Annotated in this window: 28 protein-coding genes; 22 read left to right on the top strand and 6 right to left on the bottom strand. The window is 42.0% G+C overall.

Annotated elements, in window-relative coordinates; translation table 11 throughout:
• Positions 1-91: 91 nt before the first annotated feature.
• A complete protein-coding gene (locus MTF68_RS16920) occupies positions 92-631 on the top strand; it encodes a PH domain-containing protein (RefSeq protein ID WP_248451836.1) in 540 nt (179 codons plus the stop codon).
• Here MTF68_RS16920 and MTF68_RS16915 read toward each other — a convergent pair.
• The 3 genes from MTF68_RS16915 to MTF68_RS16905 all read right to left on the bottom strand — a co-directional run bounded on the left by MTF68_RS16915 (position 628) and on the right by MTF68_RS16905 (position 3,005).
• Positions 628-2,406 (bottom strand): alkaline phosphatase D family protein, encoded by a 1,779-nt coding sequence (locus MTF68_RS16915; protein ID WP_248451837.1) that lies wholly within the window; start codon positions 2,404-2,406, stop codon positions 628-630. The two genes, MTF68_RS16920 and MTF68_RS16915, sit on opposite strands and share 4 nt — an antisense overlap.
• 66 nt (positions 2,407-2,472) lie before the next feature.
• On the bottom strand, positions 2,473-2,817 hold the full coding sequence (locus MTF68_RS16910) for a rhodanese-like domain-containing protein (protein ID WP_004589222.1): 345 nt from the start codon (positions 2,815-2,817) through the stop codon (positions 2,473-2,475).
• The gene (locus MTF68_RS16905; protein ID WP_004589221.1) at positions 2,817-3,005 is read right to left on the bottom strand and encodes a DUF2892 domain-containing protein; all 189 of its coding nucleotides are present in this window, start codon (positions 3,003-3,005) and stop codon (positions 2,817-2,819) included. The genes MTF68_RS16910 and MTF68_RS16905 overlap by 1 nt, the downstream gene beginning before the upstream one ends.
• 99 nt (positions 3,006-3,104) lie before the next feature.
• Between MTF68_RS16905 and MTF68_RS16900 the strand changes: the two genes are divergently transcribed.
• Positions 3,105-3,413, top strand: a complete 309-nt coding sequence (locus tag MTF68_RS16900; RefSeq protein WP_024033876.1) for a metalloregulator ArsR/SmtB family transcription factor — start codon at positions 3,105-3,107, stop codon at positions 3,411-3,413.
• 6 nt (positions 3,414-3,419) lie between these two features.
• On the opposite strand, the gene MTF68_RS16895 is transcribed toward MTF68_RS16900, so the two are convergent.
• Positions 3,420-4,097 carry a nitroreductase family protein gene (locus MTF68_RS16895; RefSeq protein ID WP_248451838.1) on the bottom strand — a complete coding sequence of 226 codons (678 nt, stop codon included), beginning with the start codon at positions 4,095-4,097 and terminating at the stop codon, positions 3,420-3,422.
• 185 nt (positions 4,098-4,282) lie between these two features.
• Here MTF68_RS16895 and MTF68_RS16890 point away from each other — a divergent pair, with 185 nt between their 5' ends.
• Positions 4,283-5,164 (top strand): ABC transporter ATP-binding protein, encoded by an 882-nt coding sequence (locus tag MTF68_RS16890; RefSeq protein WP_029773142.1) that lies wholly within the window; start codon positions 4,283-4,285, stop codon positions 5,162-5,164.
• Positions 5,165-5,173: 9 nt separating this feature from the next.
• Positions 5,174-8,752: a M1 family aminopeptidase gene (locus MTF68_RS16885; RefSeq protein ID WP_248463126.1), complete on the top strand. Its 3,579-nt coding sequence runs from the start codon at positions 5,174-5,176 to the stop codon at positions 8,750-8,752.
• A 279-nt stretch (positions 8,753-9,031) separates the two neighbouring features.
• Here MTF68_RS16885 and MTF68_RS16880 read toward each other — a convergent pair whose 3' ends face one another.
• Both MTF68_RS16880 and MTF68_RS16875 read right to left on the bottom strand, forming a co-directional pair.
• Positions 9,032-9,718, bottom strand: coding sequence for a TorF family putative porin (locus MTF68_RS16880; protein ID WP_248463125.1), 687 nt, complete (start codon positions 9,716-9,718; stop codon positions 9,032-9,034).
• A gap of 277 nt (positions 9,719-9,995) precedes the next feature.
• Positions 9,996-11,159 carry a hypothetical protein gene (locus MTF68_RS16875; RefSeq protein WP_029773141.1) on the bottom strand — a complete coding sequence of 388 codons (1,164 nt, stop codon included), beginning with the start codon at positions 11,157-11,159 and terminating at the stop codon, positions 9,996-9,998.
• Positions 11,160-11,470: 311 nt separating this feature from the next.
• On the opposite strand from MTF68_RS16875, the gene MTF68_RS16870 reads away from it, so the two are divergent.
• From MTF68_RS16870 to rplQ, 18 genes are all read left to right on the top strand, one after another.
• Entirely contained in the window at positions 11,471-13,441 is a 1,971-nt protein-coding gene (locus MTF68_RS16870) for an AsmA family protein (RefSeq protein ID WP_248463124.1), read from the top strand.
• A gap of 276 nt (positions 13,442-13,717) precedes the next feature.
• On the top strand, positions 13,718-14,086 hold the full coding sequence (gene rplN / locus MTF68_RS16865) for a 50S ribosomal protein L14 (RefSeq protein ID WP_004589211.1): 369 nt from the start codon (positions 13,718-13,720) through the stop codon (positions 14,084-14,086).
• Between the two features lie 10 nt (positions 14,087-14,096).
• Complete coding sequence (rplX, locus tag MTF68_RS16860; RefSeq protein WP_004589210.1) at positions 14,097-14,411, top strand: 50S ribosomal protein L24; 315 nt, start codon at positions 14,097-14,099, stop codon at positions 14,409-14,411.
• A gap of 16 nt (positions 14,412-14,427) precedes the next feature.
• The gene (gene rplE, locus MTF68_RS16855; protein ID WP_004589209.1) at positions 14,428-14,967 is read left to right on the top strand and encodes a 50S ribosomal protein L5; all 540 of its coding nucleotides are present in this window, start codon (positions 14,428-14,430) and stop codon (positions 14,965-14,967) included.
• 10 nt (positions 14,968-14,977) lie between these two features.
• Entirely contained in the window at positions 14,978-15,283 is a 306-nt protein-coding gene (rpsN, locus tag MTF68_RS16850) for a 30S ribosomal protein S14 (RefSeq protein WP_004589208.1), read from the top strand.
• 21 nt (positions 15,284-15,304) lie between these two features.
• Entirely contained in the window at positions 15,305-15,697 is a 393-nt protein-coding gene (gene rpsH / locus MTF68_RS16845; RefSeq protein WP_004589207.1) for a 30S ribosomal protein S8, read from the top strand.
• A 13-nt stretch (positions 15,698-15,710) separates the two neighbouring features.
• On the top strand, positions 15,711-16,244 hold the full coding sequence (rplF, locus tag MTF68_RS16840; protein ID WP_004589206.1) for a 50S ribosomal protein L6: 534 nt from the start codon (positions 15,711-15,713) through the stop codon (positions 16,242-16,244).
• A 9-nt stretch (positions 16,245-16,253) separates the two neighbouring features.
• Positions 16,254-16,604, top strand: coding sequence for a 50S ribosomal protein L18 (gene rplR, locus MTF68_RS16835; RefSeq protein ID WP_004589205.1), 351 nt, complete (start codon positions 16,254-16,256; stop codon positions 16,602-16,604).
• Positions 16,605-16,613: 9 nt separating this feature from the next.
• A complete protein-coding gene (gene rpsE / locus MTF68_RS16830; RefSeq protein WP_004589204.1) occupies positions 16,614-17,120 on the top strand; it encodes a 30S ribosomal protein S5 in 507 nt (168 codons plus the stop codon).
• Between the two features lie 2 nt (positions 17,121-17,122).
• The gene (gene rpmD / locus MTF68_RS16825; RefSeq protein WP_004589203.1) at positions 17,123-17,305 is read left to right on the top strand and encodes a 50S ribosomal protein L30; all 183 of its coding nucleotides are present in this window, start codon (positions 17,123-17,125) and stop codon (positions 17,303-17,305) included.
• A gap of 4 nt (positions 17,306-17,309) precedes the next feature.
• Entirely contained in the window at positions 17,310-17,744 is a 435-nt protein-coding gene (rplO, locus tag MTF68_RS16820) for a 50S ribosomal protein L15 (RefSeq protein ID WP_004589202.1), read from the top strand.
• Positions 17,745-17,754: 10 nt separating this feature from the next.
• On the top strand, positions 17,755-19,083 hold the full coding sequence (gene secY / locus MTF68_RS16815) for a preprotein translocase subunit SecY (protein ID WP_004589201.1): 1,329 nt from the start codon (positions 17,755-17,757) through the stop codon (positions 19,081-19,083).
• 22 nt (positions 19,084-19,105) lie between these two features.
• Positions 19,106-19,219 (top strand): 50S ribosomal protein L36, encoded by a 114-nt coding sequence (gene rpmJ / locus MTF68_RS16810; protein WP_002959476.1) that lies wholly within the window; start codon positions 19,106-19,108, stop codon positions 19,217-19,219.
• Between the two features lie 125 nt (positions 19,220-19,344).
• Positions 19,345-19,701 (top strand): 30S ribosomal protein S13, encoded by a 357-nt coding sequence (gene rpsM / locus MTF68_RS16805; RefSeq protein WP_004589200.1) that lies wholly within the window; start codon positions 19,345-19,347, stop codon positions 19,699-19,701.
• A gap of 12 nt (positions 19,702-19,713) precedes the next feature.
• A complete protein-coding gene (rpsK, locus tag MTF68_RS16800) occupies positions 19,714-20,100 on the top strand; it encodes a 30S ribosomal protein S11 (RefSeq protein WP_002959471.1) in 387 nt (128 codons plus the stop codon).
• A 21-nt stretch (positions 20,101-20,121) separates the two neighbouring features.
• The gene (rpsD, locus tag MTF68_RS16795; RefSeq protein WP_004589199.1) at positions 20,122-20,742 is read left to right on the top strand and encodes a 30S ribosomal protein S4; all 621 of its coding nucleotides are present in this window, start codon (positions 20,122-20,124) and stop codon (positions 20,740-20,742) included.
• A gap of 24 nt (positions 20,743-20,766) precedes the next feature.
• A complete protein-coding gene (gene rpoA / locus MTF68_RS16790; protein WP_004589198.1) occupies positions 20,767-21,753 on the top strand; it encodes a DNA-directed RNA polymerase subunit alpha in 987 nt (328 codons plus the stop codon).
• A gap of 39 nt (positions 21,754-21,792) precedes the next feature.
• Positions 21,793-22,194 carry a 50S ribosomal protein L17 gene (gene rplQ, locus MTF68_RS16785; RefSeq protein ID WP_004589197.1) on the top strand — a complete coding sequence of 134 codons (402 nt, stop codon included), beginning with the start codon at positions 21,793-21,795 and terminating at the stop codon, positions 22,192-22,194.
• The last annotated feature ends 492 nt before the right edge of the window (positions 22,195-22,686 follow it).

The raw sequence follows: 22,686 nt of genomic DNA, 5'->3' as shown, positions 1-22,686 counted from the left end.
AGTGGCTAAATTGCATTGAAGACGTTGATCACATAAGTGAATAAAGGCATACGTTTGATTAGATTAATAAAATGGGAATGAGGATAAACCAATGAATAACCCTATCTTAAAAAGTGCCAGCTTTGATCCCAAAGTGAAGCAATACTGGATGACCATGGCATGCTTTTTTAGTGCCGTTGCATTAGTAACCATTCCACTTATACCTGTGGTGTTATTTGTTGTATGGCTGGTGGCAGGTAAAATTTTGGCCGCTATGTCGGCGCAATTACTCACGCAAAAGCTGGTGGTTAAACGCGGCATTTTATTTAAAGAAGAAAAATCTATACCGCTTGAAAAAATAACCGATGTGGGGCTGAACCAAGGGCCGCTTATGCGCTTTTTTGGGTTATACCGGTTAAGCTTTGAAACTGCAGGGCAGTCGGGTCATGGCGCATTAGTGTCATTACTTGGTGTTGAAAATGCCAGTGAGTTTAGAGAAGCCATACTTGAGCAAAAAGATAACTTAGCTGCGCAAGCCCCTAAAACACAGGAGCTTGCTGAAGATCACCTCAACCAAGCATTACTTGCTCGCTTAGTTGAGGTAGTAGAGCGCATAGATACGCGTTTGGCAGCTTTAGAGGCGAAGCGTTAAGCGTTTTGTAATTGAGCCTGACCTGCCAGCATACTTAGCTCTTTGGTACGGCTTTCAACAACCTGATATTCGCGCGCTTTAATTGTACTTATATAATTCCACTTAGCACTGGCTTTTGCAGGTGTAAATGTAATGGTTAAATAGCCGCGCTCCACTAAATTATTATAAGCAAGGTCATCAACTAATAAGGCAATTACTTGCTCTATTTGCGCTACGGTTTGCGCATCTTGTGTGTTTAGCGCTAAATATTCTTCAAGCCCTGGTGATGAAACCGATGCCGTTGCAAATTCCACCCCAGCATTTTGTGAGGCTGCAATAGGGTTACTGGCATCAGTTTTAAGCTGGCCCGCCCAGCCGTTATGAGTATCTCCGGCTAAAACTACTAAGTTTTTTTGTGCTGCAATAGCGGTGCCTAATAATACTTCTCGCTCGTAGGCGTAGCCATCCCACGCATCAAGGTTATACGGTATGGTGGTTTGAACACGGGCAAGCTCTGCCTCGGTTACACTTGGGTCGCCCGCTAATACACGGCCTTTAATTTGCGCCAGCTCTGCAAATAATACATTGGCCTGTGCGAGCAATTCACTTGGATCGCCTCCGTTTGCCTGAGCACTTTGTAAGCTAGCAAGTAGTAACATGACCTCTACTGGTAAGTGCATTTTTGTCATTAGCACTTGTTGCCCTAACACTTGCCACTGTGTGCTTGAGGTAGTGATTGCATCGCTAAGCCATGTAAGTTGTTCGCTGCCTAATAATGCACGGTCTGTTGCGCCTATTGCTGCAGCAAATGCGCTTTGCCCTGCAGGGGAGGTAAGGTCAAAATCACTATAGTTAAGCTGCTCATCACGGGCTAATACACGGGTATCTAGCATGTATAAAGAGACTAAATTACCAAACTCAAAGCGTCGGTAAATACGTTCTTTGTCGGCTACATTACGAATTGGCATCCACTCAAAGTAGGCTTGTAGTGCATTGAGTTTACGTTGGCTAAATTCGCCTTCACCTTCGTTATGATTTTCTGCGCCTTCGCGCCATGTGTCGTTGGTGATTTCGTGGTCGTCCCACACTGTTATAAATGCACAGTGGCTATGGGCTGCTTGTAAGTCGGCATCGAGGCGATAATTTGCATAGCGTTTTCTATAATCGGTCAGTGCGATAATTTCGCTGCTATTATCTAATGGTAGCAGTCGGTCTAACTGTGCGGCGTCTTCGCTTGCATAACCCGTATTGCTGTATTCGTATATGTAATCACCTAAGTGCAGTACCGCATCTAAATCGCTTTGCTTAGCAATTTCGCCATACACATGGAAATACCCGGCAGGATAATTTGCGCACGATACAACGGCTAATTTCACCTGATCAACCGCACCGACAGGAAGCGTTTTACCTTGTCCGATAGGGGAGGTTTTTCCGTGTGCATTAAAGCGATAGTAATAAACTGTGTTGGCATCAAGCCCTTGTAAATCAACTTTAAGAGTAAAGTCGGTGGTATCACTGATATGTGTTTCACCATCGTGAACAATATTTGTAAAGCTTTGGTCGGTGGCGGCTTGCCATTGTACTTTTAACGATTTAGTTGTTACATCGAGTGGGGTTACACGGGTCCAAATAATTAAGCTATCGCTTAGCGGGTCGCCGCTGGCAACGCCGTGGTCAAAGCTAACGGGAGTGTCGTCATCATCGTCAAAACGACAGCCTGTTAAACCAAGTGATAATACGGCAGCGCCAAATCCTGCTGCCGATGCTTTTAAAAAACTTCTCCGTGTAAATGCCATTGCTTTGTACCTGTAAAGTGTAAAAAGCAAAGTGTAGGCAATTTAGGTTACTTTTTTGTGAAGCAATTAAAAAACTTCACTTACTTGCGTTGCATTACACGTAATAACGGTAACGTTTTCGTAGCCTACGCGGGTTAGCGCTTCTGCACCTAAAGTGGCGCGGGCACCGCTGGCACAATGTAAGTAAATAGGGCGTGCAGCGTCTTTTTCTATTTCCATTAGCTTCATTTCGAGTAATCCGCGTGGAATATTTATTGCCCCTACCGCAGCTACATTGGCATGCTCAGCGGGTTCGCGTACATCAATAAGTAAACCTTTATTTTGTTCTAGCTCTTGCTTTGCTTGCGCTGCATCAATACGGCGTTGGTTAGGTGTGATAATTTTTAGTAAATCAGGAATTGAAGTAAGCATTAGTCTGTAAATCCTCTTTTGCGCAAAAAAGTCATTAATGGGCACCATTTAGTGTAGGCGGATTGCACTAAGTTAATACCAATAAATAACGTTAAAAATTGAAAGTTACTATCAACAAAGTAGCTTAAAAGCACAGAAATTGTAACGGCACTTCCGCCAATTAAGAGTATGGCGTCACTTATTTTCATGAATTGACCTTAATATTAGCTTTTTCTAATGTTAATTATATTAGAACTTACTAATGTAAAAGTCTATAATTAAAACACGCAAAATAATTAAGTATCACTATGAATATTGAACAACTTGCAGAAAACGCTCAGCAGGCAGAGCAATTTTTAAAATTAATGGCAAATAAAAACCGTTTAATGATTTTATGTAGTTTATTGCAAGGTGAACAAAGTGTGGGTGAGTTAAATCAAAATGTTCCGTTGGCGCAGTCTGCTTTGTCTCAGCATTTGGCGAGTTTACGTAAAGCCCAGCTAGTGGCAACTCGCCGTGAGGGACACACAATTTATTATTCGTTAATCGACCCAAAGGTTGAGTCGATTATTACGTTACTTTACGAATGGTTTTGTAAGCAAAGTACGGCTGAGTAATTTGCTTTAAATAAAAGTGGCAATCTCATCAAGCGACTTTTTATCAAGTGCATGGACAGGTACAGTTGCATCGTCACTTGGGTAGCCCGCAATAAGTAACATGTAAGGACGTTCGTTGTCTTTGTCGCGCTTACAAATGTCGGTTAAAAAACTCATTGGTTTAGGTGTATGGGTAAGCGTAGCTAAGCCACAGCGGTGCAGGGCTTGTATTAAAAACCCAGTAGCCAGCCCTACTGATTCGTGCACATAATAATTGGTGTTTTTATCATCCGTATTCACACCGCCTTTTTTTTGACTAAACACTGCAATAAGCCAAGGCGCATGCTCTAAATAGGGTTTATTGGCGTCGGTACCTAATGGTTTTAGCGCATCAAGCCACTCTTCTCCTGCTCTGCCTTCATAAAAAGAGCGCTCTAGTTTTTCGGCGGCCTCTCTTATTTGTTTTTTTACATCGCTACTGTTTATAGCTACAAAATGCCACGGTTGATGATTCGCTCCACTTGGCGCGGTACCTGCTGCTTTTATACAGGCTTCAATTATATTTTTAGGCACAGGTCGGTCGCTAAAGCTGCGAATACTATGGCGGCGCTGGCTGGTTTGTAAAAATTCGGTTGCGCGTTTTAGCATTTCATCGTGAGGGTATTCTATAAAGTCGTTTAGTGGTTGGCTTTGATGTTTTTGCATGGCTTTACGCTTCTTATAAAGTGTGTGTGTGGTTTTTATACCGACTGAATAAATGCGAGGCAAGTATTATTACCTATTGTGTTTATTTATTGTTACAAAATTAACCGCTGCGTAACTTATGTTCCTTTTTTTAATGTGATATAAAAAGCGCAATAAAAAAACTATTAAAATTCAAGGAAGTAAAAATGCTATCAATAACAGGGTTATCTAAAACCTACGATAATGGCGTACATGCACTACAAGGTGTTGATTTATCTATAGGAAAAGGAATGTTTGGGCTGCTAGGGCCAAATGGCGCGGGTAAATCATCACTAATGCGTACTATTTCTACGTTGCAATCTGCCGATTCGGGTTCAATTACTTTTGATGGTATTGATGTTTTTAAAGACCCACAGGCTTTGCGCCAACGTTTAGGTTATCTACCGCAAGATTTTGGTGTATACCCACGTGTTAGTGCTTACGACTTGCTAGACCATATGGCTGTTTTAAAGGGCATTCATAATAAAGGTGAGCGTAAAGAGTCGGTAGAAGGCTTGCTTGCACATACTAATTTATATCAACATCGCTCAAAAGCGGTAAGTGGCTTTTCGGGCGGTATGCGCCAGCGTTTTGGTATTGCACAAGCCTTACTAGGTGACCCTGATTTACTAATTGTTGATGAACCAACAGCAGGGTTAGATCCTGAAGAGCGAAATCGTTTTCATAACTTGCTAGTAAGCTTAGGCGAGCAAAAAGTCGTTATATTATCGACCCACATTGTTGAAGATGTAGCAGAGCTTTGCCCAAACATGGCCGTACTGGCAGGCGGAAAAATATTATTAGAGGGTAACCCCATTGCCCTTACCGATAAACTCCAAGGCCAAATTTGGCGCAAAGCCATGAGCCAAGAAGAAGCACTAGAGCTTGAGCCGCAACTGCCTGTTATTTCAAAACGCTTATTTGCAGGGCAAACCATATTACATGTATTAGCCAATGAAGCCCCTGAAGGTTTTGAGCTCAGCAGTGCAAACCTAGAAGATGTATATTTTTCTACGTTGCTTAATCATCGTAACAGCCAAGTAGCATAAGGGGGCGCTATGTTTTTTAATATGCTCGCGTTTGAGCTGCGCTATTTTGTGCGCCAGCCTTCGTTTTATGTGACCTCATTAATCTTCTTTTTTATGGCGTTTTTTATAAGCTCCAGTAGTAAGTTTCCGCTAGGTGGGGCTAATGTTCATATGAACTCGCCTTATACCATTATGGTTTTAACGGTTACCTTTTGTACGCTTGCTATGTTTTTAGTGGTTAACTTTGTTGCAAGCTCAGCGATTCGCAACAGCGAGACCAAAATGGATGAGCTGGTGTTTAGTAAGCCCGTTAACCCGCTTGCTTATCAATCAGGGCGTTTTTTTGGTGCTTACTTGGTTGTGCTCGTTGTTTTTTTAACTGTGCCACTAGGCGTATTTTTGGGATCTCAGTTTGGCTTGTTGGTTGGCTGGCTCGATAGTGAACTAGTAGGCCCTAATAAGTTTATATATTACGCTGCGCCTTTTTTATATTTGGCGGTGCCAAGCTTATTGGTGCTCAGTGCTATTTTTAATAGTGTGGCGGTTTATTTTAAAACCATAATGGCGGTATATGTAACGGCCGTGGTGATCTATATAAGTTACCAATTGGCGAGTATCTATTTTGACGATTTAGCGTTTAGAAATATTGTTGTTTACGCAGACCCATTTGGCACTGGTTCATTAATTGACTTAACCCGTTACTGGACTGTAAGTGATAAAAATACTGAAGTGTTAACGCTTTTGGGCGATTTTTTAATTAACCGTATTTTATGGGTAGCAATAAGTTTAGCGATGTTTTTTGGCCTCGGAAAGTTAGGTAATCGCGTAGTCACTAAAAAGCAGAAAAAGCAATTTGCTGTTTCTACGTTTGTAAAAAACAAACAAGCAGCACTTATTAGCAGCGCTAAAAATTACAAGTCAAAAGGGGTCAATACGCAATCGCAATTAGTAATGCGCAGCTTATTTGAGCTTAAGCAGGTTATATTAAGTGCTCCTTTTATGATTTTAGCGGGTGTCAGTATTATTACGTTACTCGCACCACTTTTTGCGCCTATTGGCGCATATGGCACAACAGATTGGCCGCTCACACAAAACATGGTGGGCATTATTCAAAACGCCTCCGCTATATTTATGTTTATTATTATTGCTTATTACAGCGCAGAGCTGGTTTGGCGAGAACGCCACAGTGGTATGGGCGATATTGTTGACAGCTACCCGGTGCATAACAGTGTGTTTTGGGTATCTAAAATTATTGCGCTAATCACTGCGGTTTGTGGCCTTTATTTAGTAGGCATGATGTTTACCATTGCAGTGCAACTATTTAAGGGGCAATTTAACCTAGAGCTTGGCCAGTACTTATTTAGATTGGGCTACCTTACATTACTGCCTTTAATTATGATGGCTATTTTGGCGTTCTTTTTACAAATAATTAGCCCTAATAAATACATAGGTATGGGTTTGTTTATTCTGTATTACATTGCTCAAATGGTAATGGGTGCTTACGGGTTTGAGCATCATATGTATCATTTTTCGCAAAGCAGTAGCGTACCGTATTCAGACATAAACGGTTACGGGCATTTTTTACAAGGCGCGCATTGGTATACCCTATATTGGGGTGCATTGAGTGTGTTTTTAGCTATTGTAGGGTTTGCTTTATGGCACCGTGGTCCATCGCAAACATTGCGTACGCGTTTATCTTTAGTGCGTTACAACATGTCTTTAAAAGGCCAGATTGCAGCCGTTATAAGTTTATTGGTATTTGTGGGCGCGGGTTGTAACATTTATTACAACACCCGTGTAATCAATGAGTTTGTAACAAGTGATGATAACGAAGCGCTACAAGTAAGGTATGAGCAAGAGTTCTCACAATACAAAAATTTACCGCTGCCTATAATAACTGATGTTGATTTACACATTGATATTTATCCTAAAAAACGTGCTTTAAATGCCGTGGCTAAAATTAAGTTTACCAATACCGCAAACGAGCCAATAACCCGTGTGTTAATTAACGAGCCTAGCCAATCTAAAAGCTGGGATGTAAAAATGGCGGGCGGAAAAATAGTTGAGCGTTTAACCGATTTTGGCATGGTATGGTTTGAGTTTGAACAACCGCTAATGCCTAATGAAGTACGCGAAGGTGAGCTTTCAGTTTCTCGTGAACACGACGGTTTTGTTGATAGAGGATCTGATACTCAACTCGTGCATAACGGTACATTTGTAAATAATAGAGAATTATTACCAAATTTTGGTTATCAAAAGTATTTTCAAATTGCGGATAAGTATGAGCGCCGTAAGCACGATTTACCCGAGCTTGAACGTGCACATAAACTAGAAGACAGCCGCTATTATACGCAAAATGAGTTTGGGCCTGCTAATGGATTTATAAACTACAAGGCAACGGTAACCACCGATGAGTCCCAATTTGCTATTACACCTGGTTACTTAAAAAGTGAGAGTGTAAAAGACGGACGACGTACTTTTGTTTATGAAATGGATTCCCCTATTATAAACTTTTATTCTGTTCTTTCGGCGGAGCTTGAAAGCAAAAAGGTTGAACATAACGGTGTAAATATTGAGGTGTACTACCACAAAGATCATGCATGGAATGTTGACCGTATGATTGAGTCGGTACAAGACTCAATAGATTACTACAAGCAAGCCTTTGGGCCATATCAGCATAAGCAGTTACGTATTATTGAATTTCCTAAGTATCGCTCGTTTGCGCAAAGTTTTGCCAATACGGTACCTTACTCAGAAAGTATTGGCTTTATTACAGACTTAAGAGATGAGAGTAAAGTTGACCTACCTTACTATGTAACCGCACATGAAGTTGCACACCAATGGTGGGGGCATCAAGTATCTGGGGCTAATGTAGAAGGCAGTGCCGTTATTTCTGAATCGCTCTCCCAATACAGTGCGCTTATGGTGCTAAAAAAACGCTTTGGCGCCGAGAAGCTTCGTAAATTCTTAAAGTACGAGTTAGATAGATACTTAATGGGCCGCACAGGCGAAGCCTTTGAAGAAATGCCGCTGTATAAAACGCAGTCTCAACAATATCTTCATTACAATAAAGGCTCAGTTGCGATGATGGCGATTTATGACCGATTAGGGGAAGAGCGCTTAAATGCAGCACTTAAAGCGTTTTTGAATGAGTTTAAATACCAGTCAACGCCATACCCAACTACGCTTGATTTACTTAGCTATTTAAAACAAGACGCAACGCAAGCGGAGCAACGTTTTATTGATGATCAGTTTAAATATATAACGCTTTATGAGCTTGAAATGAAAGCAGTTTCGGTTACAGATGATGTTGATAGCGAAGGTTTTTATACAGTAACACTGAGCGTTGAAGCAACTAAGCAGCATGCCGATGGACAAGGTGAAGAAACCGAGCAACCACTTGATGAGCTAATTGATATTGCATTGTTTAGCGATGATCCTGAAAACCTTCTCGCTGAAGACTTTGTTATTTACTCGCAAAAGCATCAAATAGTCTCTGGTACTAATACTATTGAGCTAAAAGTAAAAGAAAAACCAGTGTACGCAGGGGTTGACCCGTACATTAAGCTTGTAGATAAAGACAGTAAAAACAACCTAGCTAAGTTTTAACGATTAACGATTAGTAATTAACTGAAAGGCCGCCTTTAATGCGGCCTTTTTTGTTTTAGCGAATTGCTAATATCAATGCGCAATAAAGCTTAGTAAAGCGAATTAGCATATTGGTAAGAAAGAGGTAATAGCAGCGAGGAGTTCGGCGATTAGCCGAAGTGGGTTATATAGTAAGGTGCTTTAGTCGCTAAACTTAAAAGGCGCTGTGAGTATTTAGGTGCCCTAAACGAGAAAAGGGCCAAAAGGCCCTTAGTGTTGCAGCAAGTAACACATTTTGTTTTAAAGCGTAAAGTCTAAAGCGTAGCCTACGTAAACTTTAACATCTGATTCATCCATGTCGGTGTCAGATACGCTAAAAGTAAAACCATCTTTTGATACAGAGATACCGTAATCAATAATATTATCATCACCTATAAAGTCGCCAGAGTAGTGACCTAAGTGCAGCGCAACCTCAGTACCATTGCTGCCAACAGCAAAGCTGTAATCGGCATTTAGGTATAATGAATCGCCAAAGTCGGTGCCATCGCCATCTGCCGCTGAAGTGGCAAGGATTGCAGCGCCAAAGGTGAAGCCTTCTGCGCTGATGCTACCGTAAATTTCAGAGAAATCAGCATCTGCCTCAGAAGCTGCATCTGGGTAAGCGTAATAAATGTAACCTACATCGTAGCTAAATGTGTCGTTAATATCGCCACCAAAACCCGCGTAAACATCAAGCTCATAAGTCATTTCATCGGCCCATGAAGCATTTGATGCCCAGGTACCTACATAAAAGCCTGACTCGTCAGCGTAATCAATACCGCCAGAAATAGCAGCATCACCCCCAGTTTGCTCTTGACCACGCCATAAGTAGTTAGACGTAGCCGCTGCGTTTGCTGTTACTTCTGCATGTACGGCTGTTGATGTTAAAGATGTAGCACCTAATAAAGCTATTGCGCTAATTGCGACGGTTTTTTTTAGTTTTAGCATGTCCATTTCCCGTTATATGATTTTTATCGCCTAGGTTTTTATTCTCTTATTGGCAACCCTTTGACTGGCGGTGTTTTATTGTTTAACTGGGAATGCAATTGCACTGTATGTGCCAGCTTAAAATAATTTCTATAAAACTGGTTTTTTACTTTTATAAAACAATATGTTGAGAAGTTTTAGAAGAGGGGATGATTGAGGTGGTTAATTAAAAAACGCACACTGCTGGTGCATAAATTAACCTAACTGCACCAGAAAAATACAGTTAGGTTAGGTAAATTTAGCCAAATATAGTGCGCATAAGACTAATTGTTTCGTTTACTCCGCGGCCTTTTTGTACTTCGCTAATAATAGAGTCGCGTTTGCTACGAATATGCTCGGGAATGTCATCGGCTGCAAGTGCACGGTCTACAAGTATTTCGGCTGACTCTTTACCTCTACGCTGTGGTTTTCCTGCACTTGTTGTGCTGCGTTTAGGTTTATTTAACAGCTTAATATAATTTGAGTTGTCGGCCGTGCTGGCATCTGCATAGTAAAAAAAGCACGGTAATAACGCTTTTATACTAACTAGTTGCTCTTCTAGTTCATTGCTGCCATTAGCCATTTTAAACCACGACATAGCATGAATGCTTTGTACTATATCTTGCCAGTAGCGCTCAAAGTCGCGATTGTTTAATTTTGTAATACCTAAAGCTGCGCATAATGCATCAAGACGGCTATTACTAATTGGCGTAAACACATCTGGGCGGCGCATTGCTAATAAACGTGTAGCAGGGGCAAGGGTTGGCTTTTCATCGCTACCGTTAAAGGCAAGTAAATAAGCAACAACAAACTGTTGGTAATCAGCTTCGCTCACATCACCTTCAAGCGGGATGTTAGCAAGTGCATCGTCAAACGCGCCAGGCAAGTCGGCTAGCATTTGATGAAAACCCTTTGCACTTTTGGTTGATGCGAACCATTCAACATCAAAGTTATAGGTGCTTGGGTCGAGCGTGGCAGTGTGTTTACCACTAAATGCCAGTAAATCCTCTGGGATCATATCTTTTAGTGCTTGCTCACGAATGCTTTGCAAATACGTGGTAAGGCGAAGCTGTTCGTCCAGTGCAATAAGTTCTTTATGTTGTTCTACAAACATACTAATAACAGGCCAAGGTGCTACACGTAGTGTTTTAAGCTGTAAAAAGCTAATTGCAGAGGTTAACTGGTCATGCAGCTTTTTTAAAACTGGCAGTTGTTGTGGCTCTAGTAAATCGTAATTTATACGGTCTTTACTTGCACTTAGCAGCTCATAACACCAGCCTAAGAAATCCTCTGGGTGGTTTTCTACTTTCACGGCCATTAGGTTTAGGCTTAGTTCTGAAGCTTGCTTCAAGATGTTTTGGTAAATTTGACTTTCTTGTTCGCCTAGCGCCATTTTTGACGGTGAAATTAGCAGTTTTTTCATGCCTTGTAGAGTCTCCGAGTAGATACATTTTTTAGCTGCTTTATTTTAGCGCAAATACGCCAATAGCAACAGGGCCGTGCATCATACCTAACAATTCAAGGGATGCAATGTTGTAGGGTTTAATACTTGGTTAGATTTAAACTTGATGAGCTTTACTTTTAGTCACCAATTTCGCAACGTTTACTTTTAAGCATAAATTCATTTCAAATTAAATAAATTACAATAAAGTGCTTTTTTGTCACAACGACAATGATTTTAAAGCTAACACTCGCTATGATAAGAACATTATTTGCACGTTTGAAAGGATGATCATGAAGACCTTACTCAAAATTGTTGGTGTAATACTCTTACTTTGTATTGCGTTAATTATTGCCGCTCCGTTTTTAATCCCAACCGATACTATTTTTAATAAAGTATCTGAGCAGGTTGAAAAAACAACAGGGCGCACACTTACTATTAAAGGTGATAAAACGCTTAGTGTATTTCCGGCATTAAAGTTAGAGCTTAACGATGTGCACTTTGCAAACATGCAGACAGGCTCGCGCGACGACATGGCAAGTATGGAGCAATTAGCTGTGCATATACCATGGTTATCGCTATTTGGCGGCGAATTCAAGCTTGATAAGTTTGTTATTAACGAGCCCAATATTTTATTAGAAACTGATAAAAACGGTAAAGCTAACTGGCAGTTGTTTGATGCTGTAGCAGAGCAGCCGCAAGAGCAAACCCAATCAGGTGAGGCTGTTAAACTACCAGAGAACTTTGATATAGAGTTAGGTGAAGTGGCTATTTACGGTGGTACGTTTACTTACCTAGATGGGCAAACAGGCGCTAAACAACAAATTAGTGACTTGGAATTGGCTATTTTACTTCCTTCACTACGTAAGACACTAGAGATCAAAGGCGGCATTACATATATGCAAGAGCGCTTTGAGCTTGATGTAAAACTTGATACGCCGGCAAAGGCAATTGAAGGGGCGACATTTGAGGTTGCTCAAAGCGTAGACTCTCGCTTGGTCGATCTTACTTTTAACGGCAGTATTGCTCGCCAAGGTAAAGATATAAAAGGCGAGTTAGCGCTAAGTGGCGACTCTGTTAAAGAGCTAGCAACTTGGCAAGGGGTAGACTTAAACGCTAAAGAAAATGCATTTAATGCGTTTAGTGTAAACGGTAAAATGCATCTTATAGATGATACGTTTAACTTAGAAGAGCTGATTGCTACCCTAGATGAATTAGAGATTAAAGGAAAAAGTGAAGTAAACTTAGGCAATAAACTAGCGGTTAATGCCAATATAGACCTAGGTATGCTTGATTTGAATCCCTACTTACCGGAGGTAGTCGCTAAGCAGCAAGCGCCGCAAAGCGAAGAACCTAAAGCCGCGCAGCCGATTGTTTGGGACGATACTAAAATTGATTTAAGCGCATTAAATGCACTTAATGCTAATGTAGTTATTCGCTCAAGCGGTTTAAAAGCTAACGATATTGAGCTAGGTGCTAATCAATTTACAGTCGATTTAAACAACAGCGTTGCTAAATTAAGCTTAGATAGCTTTAAAGCATATGAGGGCACTGGTAAAGGGGTTATCAACATAAATGCGCAGCAAACGCCGTATAAAATAAGCACAAATTTTGATTTAGCCGACATAGACGCACAACCGTTACTCACTGATGCAGCTGGCTTTGATAAGCTTATGGGTAAAGGGTCATTAAATTGGAATTTAACCACAACTGGGCAAAGTCAAAAAACCTTCATTAATGCATTAAATGGCAAGGTTAGCTTTGAATTTGCCGATGGTGCTGTTAAAGGCGCAAACGTGGCTGAGATGGTTCGCAAAGGCAAAGAGCTTATTACGGGTAATCTTGGTGCTGTGAGTGAAGGGCTTGATACAGGCTTTGAAGAATCAGAGCAAACAGATTTTTCTGCGCTCACCGGTAGCTTTAACTTTACTAATGGCGTGGGCCGTAATAACGACCTATCCCTGATGAGCCCACTTATTCGTATTACAGGTGAGGGCGATGTAGATTTGCCTAAAACCAATGTTGATTATCGCTTAGTGACCGGCATTGTTGATTCGATTGAAGGGCAAGGCACTACAGATGATAGTACAGGCTTTAAAATCCCACTGCGTATAGAAGGCCCATTTCATGACGTTGGCTTTAAGCTAGATGTAAGCAACGCGCTTAAAGATGAAGCAAAGCAAAAGCTCGATGACGCCAAAGAGAAAGCAAAAGAAAAAGCCAAGGACAAAGTTAAAGATAAACTAAAAGGTTTATTTGGCTAACTATTAAACCCCACAAATAAATAATTAAGGCGCTATTTGCGCCTTGATTGTTTTATAACCACTTGTAAAATAGCTACATAGCGGTTTTTACTCAGTTTTAATCTGTCCTTCCCTTAAATTAATTAAAAAATAACCTACCACTCACTAGCCAATGCTGGTACAATTGCCCGCCCTTAAGAGACAACTCTGTTGTTTTTTGAGTGGGATTTAATCGAAGTGCCTTGATTTTAAACAAATTTAAGGCAAGTTGTAATTACTACACCGGAGGTCATTAACATGATCCAAATGCAAACTCAGCTGGAAGTTGCTGATAACAGCGGCGCTCGCAAAGTGCAGTGTATAAAAGTCCTTGGTGGTTCACACCGTCGCTATGCGGCAGTTGGCGATATCATTAAAGTTTCTGTGAAAGAAGCTATTCCTCGCGGTAAAGTGAAGAAAGGTGATGTTAAAAACGCGGTAGTTGTGCGTACCAAAAAAGGCGTTCGTCGTCCGGACGGTTCTCTGATCCGTTTCGATAGCAATGCGGCTGTTATCTTAAATGATAACTTGCAGCCAATTGGTACTCGTATCTTCGGCCCTGTGACTCGTGAACTTCGTAATGATAAGTTCATGAAAATTGTTTCACTAGCCCCAGAAGTACTGTAAGGAGTCTATCATGGCAGCAAAAATCCGTCGTGATGACGAAGTAATCGTACTAGCAGGTAAAGACAAAGGTAAGCGCGGCAAAGTGCTTTCAGTTGTTACCGAGTCTGGTCGAGTATTTGTCGAAGGCATTAACTTAATCAAGAAACACCAAAAGCCGGTTCCACAATTGAACCAAGCTGGCGGCATTGTTGAGAAAGAAGCGTCTATCGACGTATCAAACGTTGCGATCTACAACTCGGAAACGAGTAAAGCAGATCGTGTAGGTTTCAAGATTGAAGATGGTAAGAAATTACGTATCTTTAAATCTACTGGTAAAACTATCTAATAGTTGGAGTAGAATGATGGCGAAACTGCATGAAGTATATAAAGACAAAGTAGTTGCTGAGCTTCAAGAGAAGTTTGGTTTCAGCTCTGTCATGCAAGTCCCTCAGATCGAAAAGATCACATTAAATATGGGCGTGGGCGAAGCCCTAGCTGACAAGAAGATTTTAGATAACGCTGTTGCGGATCTAGAAGCTATCGCTGGTCAGAAACCTTTAATCACTAAAGCACGCAAATCTGTTGCTGGCTTCAAAGTGCGTGAAGGCTACCCAATAGGCTGTAAAGTAACCTTACGCGGCGAGCGTATGTGGGACTTTTTTGAGCGTTTGGTATCAATCGCTATCCCACGTATCCGTGACTTCCGTGGTGTGAGTGCTAAGTCTTTTGATGGACGTGGTAACTACAGCATGGGCGTACGTGAACAAATCATCTTCCCAGAAATTGATTACGATAAAGTAGACCGTGTACGCGGTATGGATATCACAATCACAACTTCTGCGAAATCTGATGAGGAAGGCCGTGCGTTGTTAGAAGCGTTTAACTTCCCATTCAAGAAATAAGGGTAGGGTTATGGCAAAGAATTCTATGAAAGCGCGCGAAGCAAAGCGCACTAAACTAGTTGCTCAGTACGCTGAAAAGCGTGCAGCACTAAAAGCTATCATCAGCGATGTTAACGCATCTGAAGATGATCGTTGGGACGCGGTACTTAAGCTTCAAGCTTTACCACGTGATTCTAGCCCTGCACGTCAACGTAATCGTTGTAACATTACGGGCCGCCCACATGGTTTCCTTCGCAAATTCGGCATGAGCCGTATTAAAGTTCGCGAAGCAGCTATGCGCGGTGAAATTCCTGGCCTTAAAAAGGCTAGCTGGTAATAGTATCACGGGAGTAAGACTATGAGCTTGCAAGATCCTATCGCGGATTTGTTTACACGTATCCGTAACGGTCAATCAGCGAAGAAAGTATCTGTAACGATGCCAACTTCAAAGCTGAAAGTAGCAGTAGCTAAAGTATTAAAAGACGAAGGTTACATCGCAGATTTCGCTGTAAACAGCGAAGCGAAACCTGAGCTTTCTATCGAGTTGAAATACTTCGAAGGCAAAGCTGTAATTGAAAATATCCAGCGTGTTAGCCGCCCTGGTCTACGTATCTATAAGAAACGTGACGAATTACCGAAGGTAATGGGTGGTCTTGGTATCGCTATCGTATCAACTTCTAAAGGCCTAATGACAGACCGCGCAGCACGTAGTGCTGGTGTTGGTGGTGAAATCATTGGCTTTGTAGCTTAATCGGAGGGGAACTATGTCTCGCATAGCAAAGGCACCAATCAATGTTCCTGCCGGTGTAGAAGTTACATTAAAAGGCCAGGACATCACAGTTAAAGGCAAAAACGGTGAACTTACTCGTACTATCAACAACGCTGTTGAAGTACAAGTTAACGACAACGTTATTACAACTTTACCTCGTGAAGGCGTAGCTAATGCATGGGCTCAAGCAGGTACTGCTCGCGCTCTAATCAACAACATGGTTGTTGGTACGCATGAAGGTTACGAGAAGAAACTTCAGTTAGTAGGTGTTGGTTACCGTGCTGCAGCTAAGGGTAAAGTTTTAGACTTAACACTTGGTTTCTCGCACCCAGTTAATTTCGAAGTTCCTGAGGGAATTACGATTGAAACTCCAAGCCAAACAGAAGTTCTAGTTAAGGGCGTAGATAAGCAGTTAGTTGGTCAAACAGCTGCTAACATTCGTGCATACCGTAAACCTGAGCCTTATAAAGGTAAAGGTGTTCGTTATTCAGATGAGAATGTACGCCGTAAAGAGGCTAAGAAGAAGTAAGGTAAGACGATGGATAAAAAAACAGCTCGTCTACGTCGTGCTAAACGCACTCGTAGAAATTATATTGAACAAGGCACAACGCGTCTTGTTATCCACCGCACGCCACGTCACATTTACGCTCAAGTAGTTAATGCTGAGGGTACTGTACTGGCTGCTGCTTCTACTGTTGAGAAAGCTATTAGCGAAACAGTTAAAGGCACAGGCAACGTTTCAGCTGCACAAGCAGTTGGTAAAGCGGTTGCAGAACGTGCGGCTGACAAAGGCATCGAAAAGATTGCTTTTGATCGCAGTGGCTTTAAATATCACGGCCGTGTGAAGGCGCTAGCTGATGCTGCGCGTGAAGCCGGTTTGCAATTCTAGGAGTAGACAATGGCTAACGTAGAAGCAAAGCAACAACAGCCTGATTTAGCTGAAAAGCTAATCGCGGTAAACCGTGTGTCTAAAGTAGTTAAAGGTGGTCGTATCTTTAGCTTCACTGCACTAACTGTAGTTGGTGATGGCGCAGGTAAAGTAGGTTTTGGTTATGGTAAAGCTCGTGAAGTTCCAGCTGCTATTCAAAAAGCAATGGAAAAAGCACGTCGCAACATGATCAATGTAGACCTAAATGGCAACACATTACAGCATCCTGTTAAAGGACGTCATGCTGGCTCACAAGTGTTCATGAAACCAGCATCTGAAGGTACTGGTATCATCGCAGGTGGTGCTATGCGTGCAGTACTAGAAGTTACTGGTGTGCAGAACGTACTTTCTAAATGTTACGGTTCTACCAACCCGATCAACGTAGTACGTGCAACGATTCAAGCTCTAGAGAACATGAATTCTCCTGAGTCAATCGCTGCTAAACGTGGTCTGCGCGTAGACGAAATTCTGGGGTAACCATGGCAAATAAAACTGTAAAAGTAACACAAGTAAAGAGCTCTATCGGTCGTTTACCGAAGCATAAAGCTACATTACGCGGTCTTGGTTTACGTCGTATCAACCACACTGTTGAGTTAGAAGACACAGCATGTGTACGTGGTATGATCAACCGAGTTTCTTACATGGTTAAGGTAGAGGGTTAATTTCATGCATTTGAATACACTTTCACCTGCTGCAGGTTCTAAAACTGCTCCAAAACGTGTTGGTCGTGGTATCGGTTCTGGTCTTGGTAAGACTGGTGGCCGTGGTCACAAAGGTCAAAAATCACGTTCTGGCGGTAAAGTACGCGTTGGTTTTGAAGGCGGTCAAATGCCTATGCAACGTCGTCTACCTAAATTTGGTTTCACTTCACGCAAATCGTTAGTATCTGCAGAAGTAAACCTTTTTGAAATCGCTAAAGTTGAAGGCGATGTGGTAGACCTAAACGCGTTACAAGCAGCTGGTCTAGTTAAAAAGAACGTTCTGTTCGTTAAAGTTGTTAAATCTGGCGAAGTTTCACGCGCTGTTACCGTTAAAGGCCTTAAGGCTTCTAAAGGTGCTCGCGAAGCTATTGAAGCTGCCGGAGGCAAGGTAGAAGACTAAGGAAGTACTAATGGCTAAACCAGGTCAAGATACACAAAGTGCACAAAGTGGACTTTCGGAATTGAAGCGTCGATTACTATTCGTTTTAGGTGCTATCATTATTTACCGTCTAGGTTCATTTGTGCCAATCCCTGGGATTGACGCCGCTGTACTTGCCGATTTCTTCGAGCAACAAAAGGGCACCATTGTTGAGATGTTCAACATGTTTAGCGGTGGTGCGCTTGAGCGAGCTTCAGTGTTAGCACTGGGTATTATGCCGTATATCTCGGCTTCGATTATTACGCAACTATTAACGCATATGTATCCTCCGTTTATAGAGCTTAAGAAAGAAGGTGAGCAAGGGCGTAAAAAAATTAGCCAGTACACACGCTACGGCACGCTTGTGCTTGCTACTATCCAATCAATCGGTATTGCAACTAGCTTACCGGGCATGATGGAAGGGTTAGTTGTTAACCCGGGTCTCGGTTTCTATTTCACCGCAGTGGTGAGTTTAGTAACTGGTACTATGTTCCTAATGTGGTTGGGCGAACAAATAACAGAACGCGGTATCGGTAACGGTATCTCAGTTCTTATATTTGTTGGTATTGTAGCTAACCTGCCGTCTGCTATTGGTTCGACAGCCGAAATGGCGCGCCAAGGTGATTTGAATGTTTTTGTACTGTTGATGGTTGCGGTTATAGTATTCGCTGTTACTTATCTTGTAGTGTTTTTCGAACGTGGACAACGTCGTATCGTTGTTAACTACGCTAAACGCCAACAAGGTCGTCAAGTATTTGCTGCTCAAAGCACGCATTTACCACTAAAAGTAAACATGGCGGGTGTTATTCCACCAATCTTCGCTAGCAGTATAATTCTGTTCCCTGGTACAATTGCAAGCTGGTTCGGCCAGGGTGAAGGTCCGGTCGCTGATGTGCTACAAGCTATTGCAACAACGTTGACTCCAGGTCAGCCTTTGTATGCGATGGTGCTAGCAGCAGCTATCATCTTCTTCTGCTTTTTCTACACAGCGTTGGTTTTTAACCCGCGTGAGACAGCAGACAACCTGAAGAAATCTGGCGCATTTATCCCAGGTATTCGTCCAGGTGAGCAGACATCTAAATACATTGATAAAGTGATGACACGCCTGACATTGGCAGGTGCTTTGTATATAACCTTTATCTGTCTGGTGCCCGAATTCATGACTATGGCATGGCAAACGCCATTCTATTTCGGCGGTACATCAATTTTGATTATCGTTGTAGTAATCATGGACTTTATGGCACAAGTACAGACTCACCTGATGTCACATCAGTATGATTCTGTGCTGAAAAAAGCGAACCTTAAAGGCTACGGCCGATAAGGTCAGTTTACGGAGTTGAGCAATGAAAGTACGTGCTTCCGTTAAGAAAATATGCCGTAACTGTAAAGTTATTAAACGTGCTGGTGTAGTACGCGTAATTTGCAGTGAGCCTAAGCATAAGCAAAGGCAAGGCTAAGTAAACAGTCGTGCAGGCTGAGATTTCTCGGCCTGTGTTTTTAGTTGTGATTTGGTCTTCGTTTGAGTATCCTTACGGGCTTTTCAAACTTTTGATTACCAAATTCAAATATAGGAGATGTGTTAGTGGCCCGTATCGCTGGCATTAACGTCCCTGATCATAAACATGCAGTTATTGGTTTAACAGCTATTTATGGCATAGGTAAGACTCGCTCTAAGGCTATCTTAGAAGCGACTGGTATCGCCGAGACCACAAAAATCGGTGAACTTTCAGACGAAACTCTTGACGTACTGCGTGATGCAGTTGGCAAGTACACTGTAGAAGGTGACCTTCGTCGTGAAGTTACTCTAAATATCAAGCGCCTTATGGACCTTGGTTGTTTCCGTGGCCTACGTCACCGTCGCTCTTTACCACTACGTGGTCAAAGAACAAAGACTAACGCGCGTACCCGTAAGGGTCCTCGTAAGCCTATTAAGCGATAAGGGGATAGTATTATGGCTAAGACACCAATTCGTCGTAAAAAGGTTAAAAAGCAAGTTGCTGATGGTATGGCTCATGTTCATGCGTCTTTCAACAACACTATTGTAACAATTACCGACCGTCAAGGTAATGCACTATCATGGGCTACTGCCGGTGGTTCAGGTTTCCGTGGTTCACGTAAATCTACACCATTTGCTGCTCAGGTTGCTGCAGAGCGTGCAGGTACTGCTGCTCAAGAATACGGTTTAAAAAATCTAGAAGTTTTCATTAAAGGTCCAGGTCCAGGTCGTGAATCTGCTGTACGTGCTTTGAATGCTGCTGGTTACCGTATCACCAACATTACTGACGTGACGCCAATACCACACAATGGTTGTCGTCCACCGAAGAAACGTCGCGTTTAACAATAGGTTAGGAGAAATAACATGGCAAGATATTTGGGCCCTAAGCTCAAGCTGAGTCGTCGTGAAGGTACTGACCTGTTCCTTAAGAGCGGCGTAAGAGCTATCGACTCTAAGTGTAAACTTGAGACTGCACCTGGTCAGCACGGCGCTCGTAAAGGTCGCTTATCTGATTACGGTTTACAATTACGTGAAAAGCAAAAAGTACGTCGTATCTACGGTGTATTAGAAAAGCAATTCCGTAATTACTACAAAGAAGCTGCTCGCCTTAAAGGTAATACAGGTGAAAACTTGTTACAGCTTTTAGAGCAACGTTTAGACAATGTTGTATATCGCATGGGTTTTGCTAGCACACGCGCTGAAGCACGTCAGTTAGTAAGCCACAAAGCGATTTTAGTTAATGGTCGTGTTGTGAACATTCCTTCATACGTAATTGCTCCAGAAGATACTGTAGTAATCCGTGAGAAGTCTAAAACACAAGCACGTATCATCGCTGCTCTAGAGTTGGCTGAGCAACGTGAAAAGCCGACTTGGGTTGAAGTTGACGGTAAGAAATTGGAAGGTAGCTTTAAGCGCCTACCTGAGCGTTCAGATCTGTCTGCGGACATTAATGAACAACTAATCGTCGAACTTTACTCTAAGTAAAGTTAAGAGTTAAGAGAGGATAAAATGCAGGGTTCTGTTACAGAATTTCTAAAACCAAGGTTAGTCGATATCGACGCTATCAACCCAACGCGTTCTAAAGTAGTTTTAGAACCACTAGAGCGTGGCTTTGGCCATACTCTGGGTAATGCCTTACGCCGTATACTGTTATCATCTATGCCTGGATGTGCAGTAACTGAAGTTGAAATCGACGGTGTATTGCATGAGTACAGCGCGAAAGAAGGCGTACAAGAAGACATCATTGAAATACTACTAAACCTAAAAGGTCTAGCAGTAACGTTAGAAGGCAAAGATGAAGTTTTTCTGACCCTGACTAAATCTGGTGTAGGCCCTGTGACTGCGGCTGATATTCAGCACGATGGCGATGTAACAATTGCTAATCCAGATCACGTTATTTGTCATTTAACGACAGATAGCAGCGAGATCAGCATGCGTATTCGTGTTGAGCGTGGTCGTGGTTATGTGCCGGCATCTAGTCGTTTATCCTCTGATGACGATGAGCGTCCAATTGGTCGATTGCTGCTTGATGCATCATTCAGCCCAGTTGAACGTATTGCGTACTCGGTTGAATCAGCCCGTGTTGAGCAACGTACAGACTTAGACAAGTTAATCATTGATATGGAAACAAACGGCACTTTAGATCCTGAAGAAGCGATCCGCCGTGCGTCTACTATCTTAGCTGAGCAATTAGATGCATTCGTAGATTTACGTGATGTAACTGAGCCAGAAGAGAAAGAAGAGAAGCCAGAATTCGATCCTATTCTACTTCGTCCAGTTGATGATCTTGAACTAACAGTACGTTCAGCAAACTGTTTGAAAGCCGAGCAAATTCAATATATCGGTGATTTAGTTCAGCGCACTGAAGTTGAGCTTCTTAAAACGCCTAACCTAGGCAAGAAGTCTCTAACTGAAATAAAAGACGTGCTAGCTTCACGTGGTCTTTCTCTAGGCATGCGCCTAGAAAATTGGCCGCCTGCAAGCCTAGCTGAATAATCTAAATCACTATATTAGTTTAGTTAGAAGGATAGGGTCATGCGCCATCGTAAGAGTGGTCGTCAATTAAACCGTAACAGTAGCCATCGTAAAGCGATGTTCAGCAATATGGCAGGTTCTTTGGTGAAACATGAAATCATCAAAACTACTTTGCCTAAAGCGAAAGAGTTACGCCGTGTAATTGAACCTTTAATCACACTGGCTAAGACTGACAGTGTAGCAAATCGCCGTTTAGCGTTTGCTCGCACGCGTGATAATGAAGTAGTTGGTAAATTGTTCAGCGAAATCGGTCCTCGTAATACAGACCGTCCAGGTGGTTACACTCGTATTCTTAAGTGTGGCTTCCGTGCTGGTGATAATGCACCAATGGCTTATATTGAACTAGTAGGTCGCCCAGCGACTAACGAAGAAGTTCAAGAAGACGCGCAGTCTGCAGAGTAAGTCTTTAAAGAGACACCAAAAAGCCGAGCTTAATGCTCGGCTTTTTAATGCCTAAAATTTGACATCCCTCCAAATAGTTACTTGATAATTACCTATTACCTATTACCTATTACCTATTACCTATTACCTATTACCTATTACCTATTACCTATTACCTTCATTCTGTTAAACCGACTTAGTTAAACCAATGTAGTTATAAAGCCTGCATTCTCAAAAAGCTTAATTATGCGGTAACCCTATAAGTCGAGTGTATAAGGTTTATAAAACATACCCCAGGCTGTAAATGTACAGTGTAATTTGGATAGTGATAAAGCAATTTGGCCAACCAAACAGAGATATTTAATTTTAACTCGCTAATTTAGTGGGCTTAAGGCTACTTTTAGTAGGGTTTTTGAGCGTTTAGCTCAAATACTCAGCGAACAGTCATTTATTTCAAGTTTTCTTCAAAAAAGGGTTGATCTGTTTTCGGATCTCCCTATAATGCGACCCCAC

Origin of the sequence: Pseudoalteromonas sp. 2CM37A (assembly GCF_023161885.1) — a bacterium.
Taxonomy (GTDB): Bacteria; Pseudomonadota; Gammaproteobacteria; order Enterobacterales; family Alteromonadaceae; genus Pseudoalteromonas; species Pseudoalteromonas atlantica.
Note: the sequence above shows the minus strand (reverse complement) of the source record. Positions and strands in the feature narration are given on the sequence as shown.

What these genes read in the sequence shown, in the direction of transcription:
- rplF (WP_004589206.1), top strand. Translation starts at nt 15,711, where the DNA reads ATGTCTCGCATAGCAAAGGCACCAATCAATGTTCCTGCCGGTGTAGAA.
- rplQ (WP_004589197.1), top strand. Translation starts at nt 21,793, where the DNA reads ATGCGCCATCGTAAGAGTGGTCGTCAATTAAACCGTAACAGTAGCCAT.
- MTF68_RS16885 (WP_248463126.1), top strand. Translation starts at nt 5,174, where the DNA reads ATGTTTTTTAATATGCTCGCGTTTGAGCTGCGCTATTTTGTGCGCCAG.
- rpsE (WP_004589204.1), top strand. Translation starts at nt 16,614, where the DNA reads ATGGCTAACGTAGAAGCAAAGCAACAACAGCCTGATTTAGCTGAAAAG.
- MTF68_RS16880 (WP_248463125.1), bottom strand. Translation starts at nt 9,718, where the DNA reads ATGCTAAAACTAAAAAAAACCGTCGCAATTAGCGCAATAGCTTTATTA.
- MTF68_RS16875 (WP_029773141.1), bottom strand. Translation starts at nt 11,159, where the DNA reads ATGAAAAAACTGCTAATTTCACCGTCAAAAATGGCGCTAGGCGAACAA.
- MTF68_RS16890 (WP_029773142.1), top strand. Translation starts at nt 4,283, where the DNA reads ATGCTATCAATAACAGGGTTATCTAAAACCTACGATAATGGCGTACAT.
- MTF68_RS16915 (WP_248451837.1), bottom strand. Translation starts at nt 2,406, where the DNA reads ATGGCATTTACACGGAGAAGTTTTTTAAAAGCATCGGCAGCAGGATTT.
- rplR (WP_004589205.1), top strand. Translation starts at nt 16,254, where the DNA reads ATGGATAAAAAAACAGCTCGTCTACGTCGTGCTAAACGCACTCGTAGA.
- rpmD (WP_004589203.1), top strand. Translation starts at nt 17,123, where the DNA reads ATGGCAAATAAAACTGTAAAAGTAACACAAGTAAAGAGCTCTATCGGT.
- MTF68_RS16910 (WP_004589222.1), bottom strand. Translation starts at nt 2,817, where the DNA reads ATGCTTACTTCAATTCCTGATTTACTAAAAATTATCACACCTAACCAA.
- MTF68_RS16870 (WP_248463124.1), top strand. Translation starts at nt 11,471, where the DNA reads ATGAAGACCTTACTCAAAATTGTTGGTGTAATACTCTTACTTTGTATT.
- rplE (WP_004589209.1), top strand. Translation starts at nt 14,428, where the DNA reads ATGGCGAAACTGCATGAAGTATATAAAGACAAAGTAGTTGCTGAGCTT.
- rpoA (WP_004589198.1), top strand. Translation starts at nt 20,767, where the DNA reads ATGCAGGGTTCTGTTACAGAATTTCTAAAACCAAGGTTAGTCGATATC.
- rpsK (WP_002959471.1), top strand. Translation starts at nt 19,714, where the DNA reads ATGGCTAAGACACCAATTCGTCGTAAAAAGGTTAAAAAGCAAGTTGCT.
- rpmJ (WP_002959476.1), top strand. Translation starts at nt 19,106, where the DNA reads ATGAAAGTACGTGCTTCCGTTAAGAAAATATGCCGTAACTGTAAAGTT.
- rplX (WP_004589210.1), top strand. Translation starts at nt 14,097, where the DNA reads ATGGCAGCAAAAATCCGTCGTGATGACGAAGTAATCGTACTAGCAGGT.
- rplO (WP_004589202.1), top strand. Translation starts at nt 17,310, where the DNA reads ATGCATTTGAATACACTTTCACCTGCTGCAGGTTCTAAAACTGCTCCA.
- MTF68_RS16900 (WP_024033876.1), top strand. Translation starts at nt 3,105, where the DNA reads ATGAATATTGAACAACTTGCAGAAAACGCTCAGCAGGCAGAGCAATTT.
- rpsN (WP_004589208.1), top strand. Translation starts at nt 14,978, where the DNA reads ATGGCAAAGAATTCTATGAAAGCGCGCGAAGCAAAGCGCACTAAACTA.
- MTF68_RS16905 (WP_004589221.1), bottom strand. Translation starts at nt 3,005, where the DNA reads ATGAAAATAAGTGACGCCATACTCTTAATTGGCGGAAGTGCCGTTACA.
- rplN (WP_004589211.1), top strand. Translation starts at nt 13,718, where the DNA reads ATGATCCAAATGCAAACTCAGCTGGAAGTTGCTGATAACAGCGGCGCT.
- rpsD (WP_004589199.1), top strand. Translation starts at nt 20,122, where the DNA reads ATGGCAAGATATTTGGGCCCTAAGCTCAAGCTGAGTCGTCGTGAAGGT.
- secY (WP_004589201.1), top strand. Translation starts at nt 17,755, where the DNA reads ATGGCTAAACCAGGTCAAGATACACAAAGTGCACAAAGTGGACTTTCG.
- rpsH (WP_004589207.1), top strand. Translation starts at nt 15,305, where the DNA reads ATGAGCTTGCAAGATCCTATCGCGGATTTGTTTACACGTATCCGTAAC.
- MTF68_RS16895 (WP_248451838.1), bottom strand. Translation starts at nt 4,097, where the DNA reads ATGCAAAAACATCAAAGCCAACCACTAAACGACTTTATAGAATACCCT.
- MTF68_RS16920 (WP_248451836.1), top strand. Translation starts at nt 92, where the DNA reads ATGAATAACCCTATCTTAAAAAGTGCCAGCTTTGATCCCAAAGTGAAG.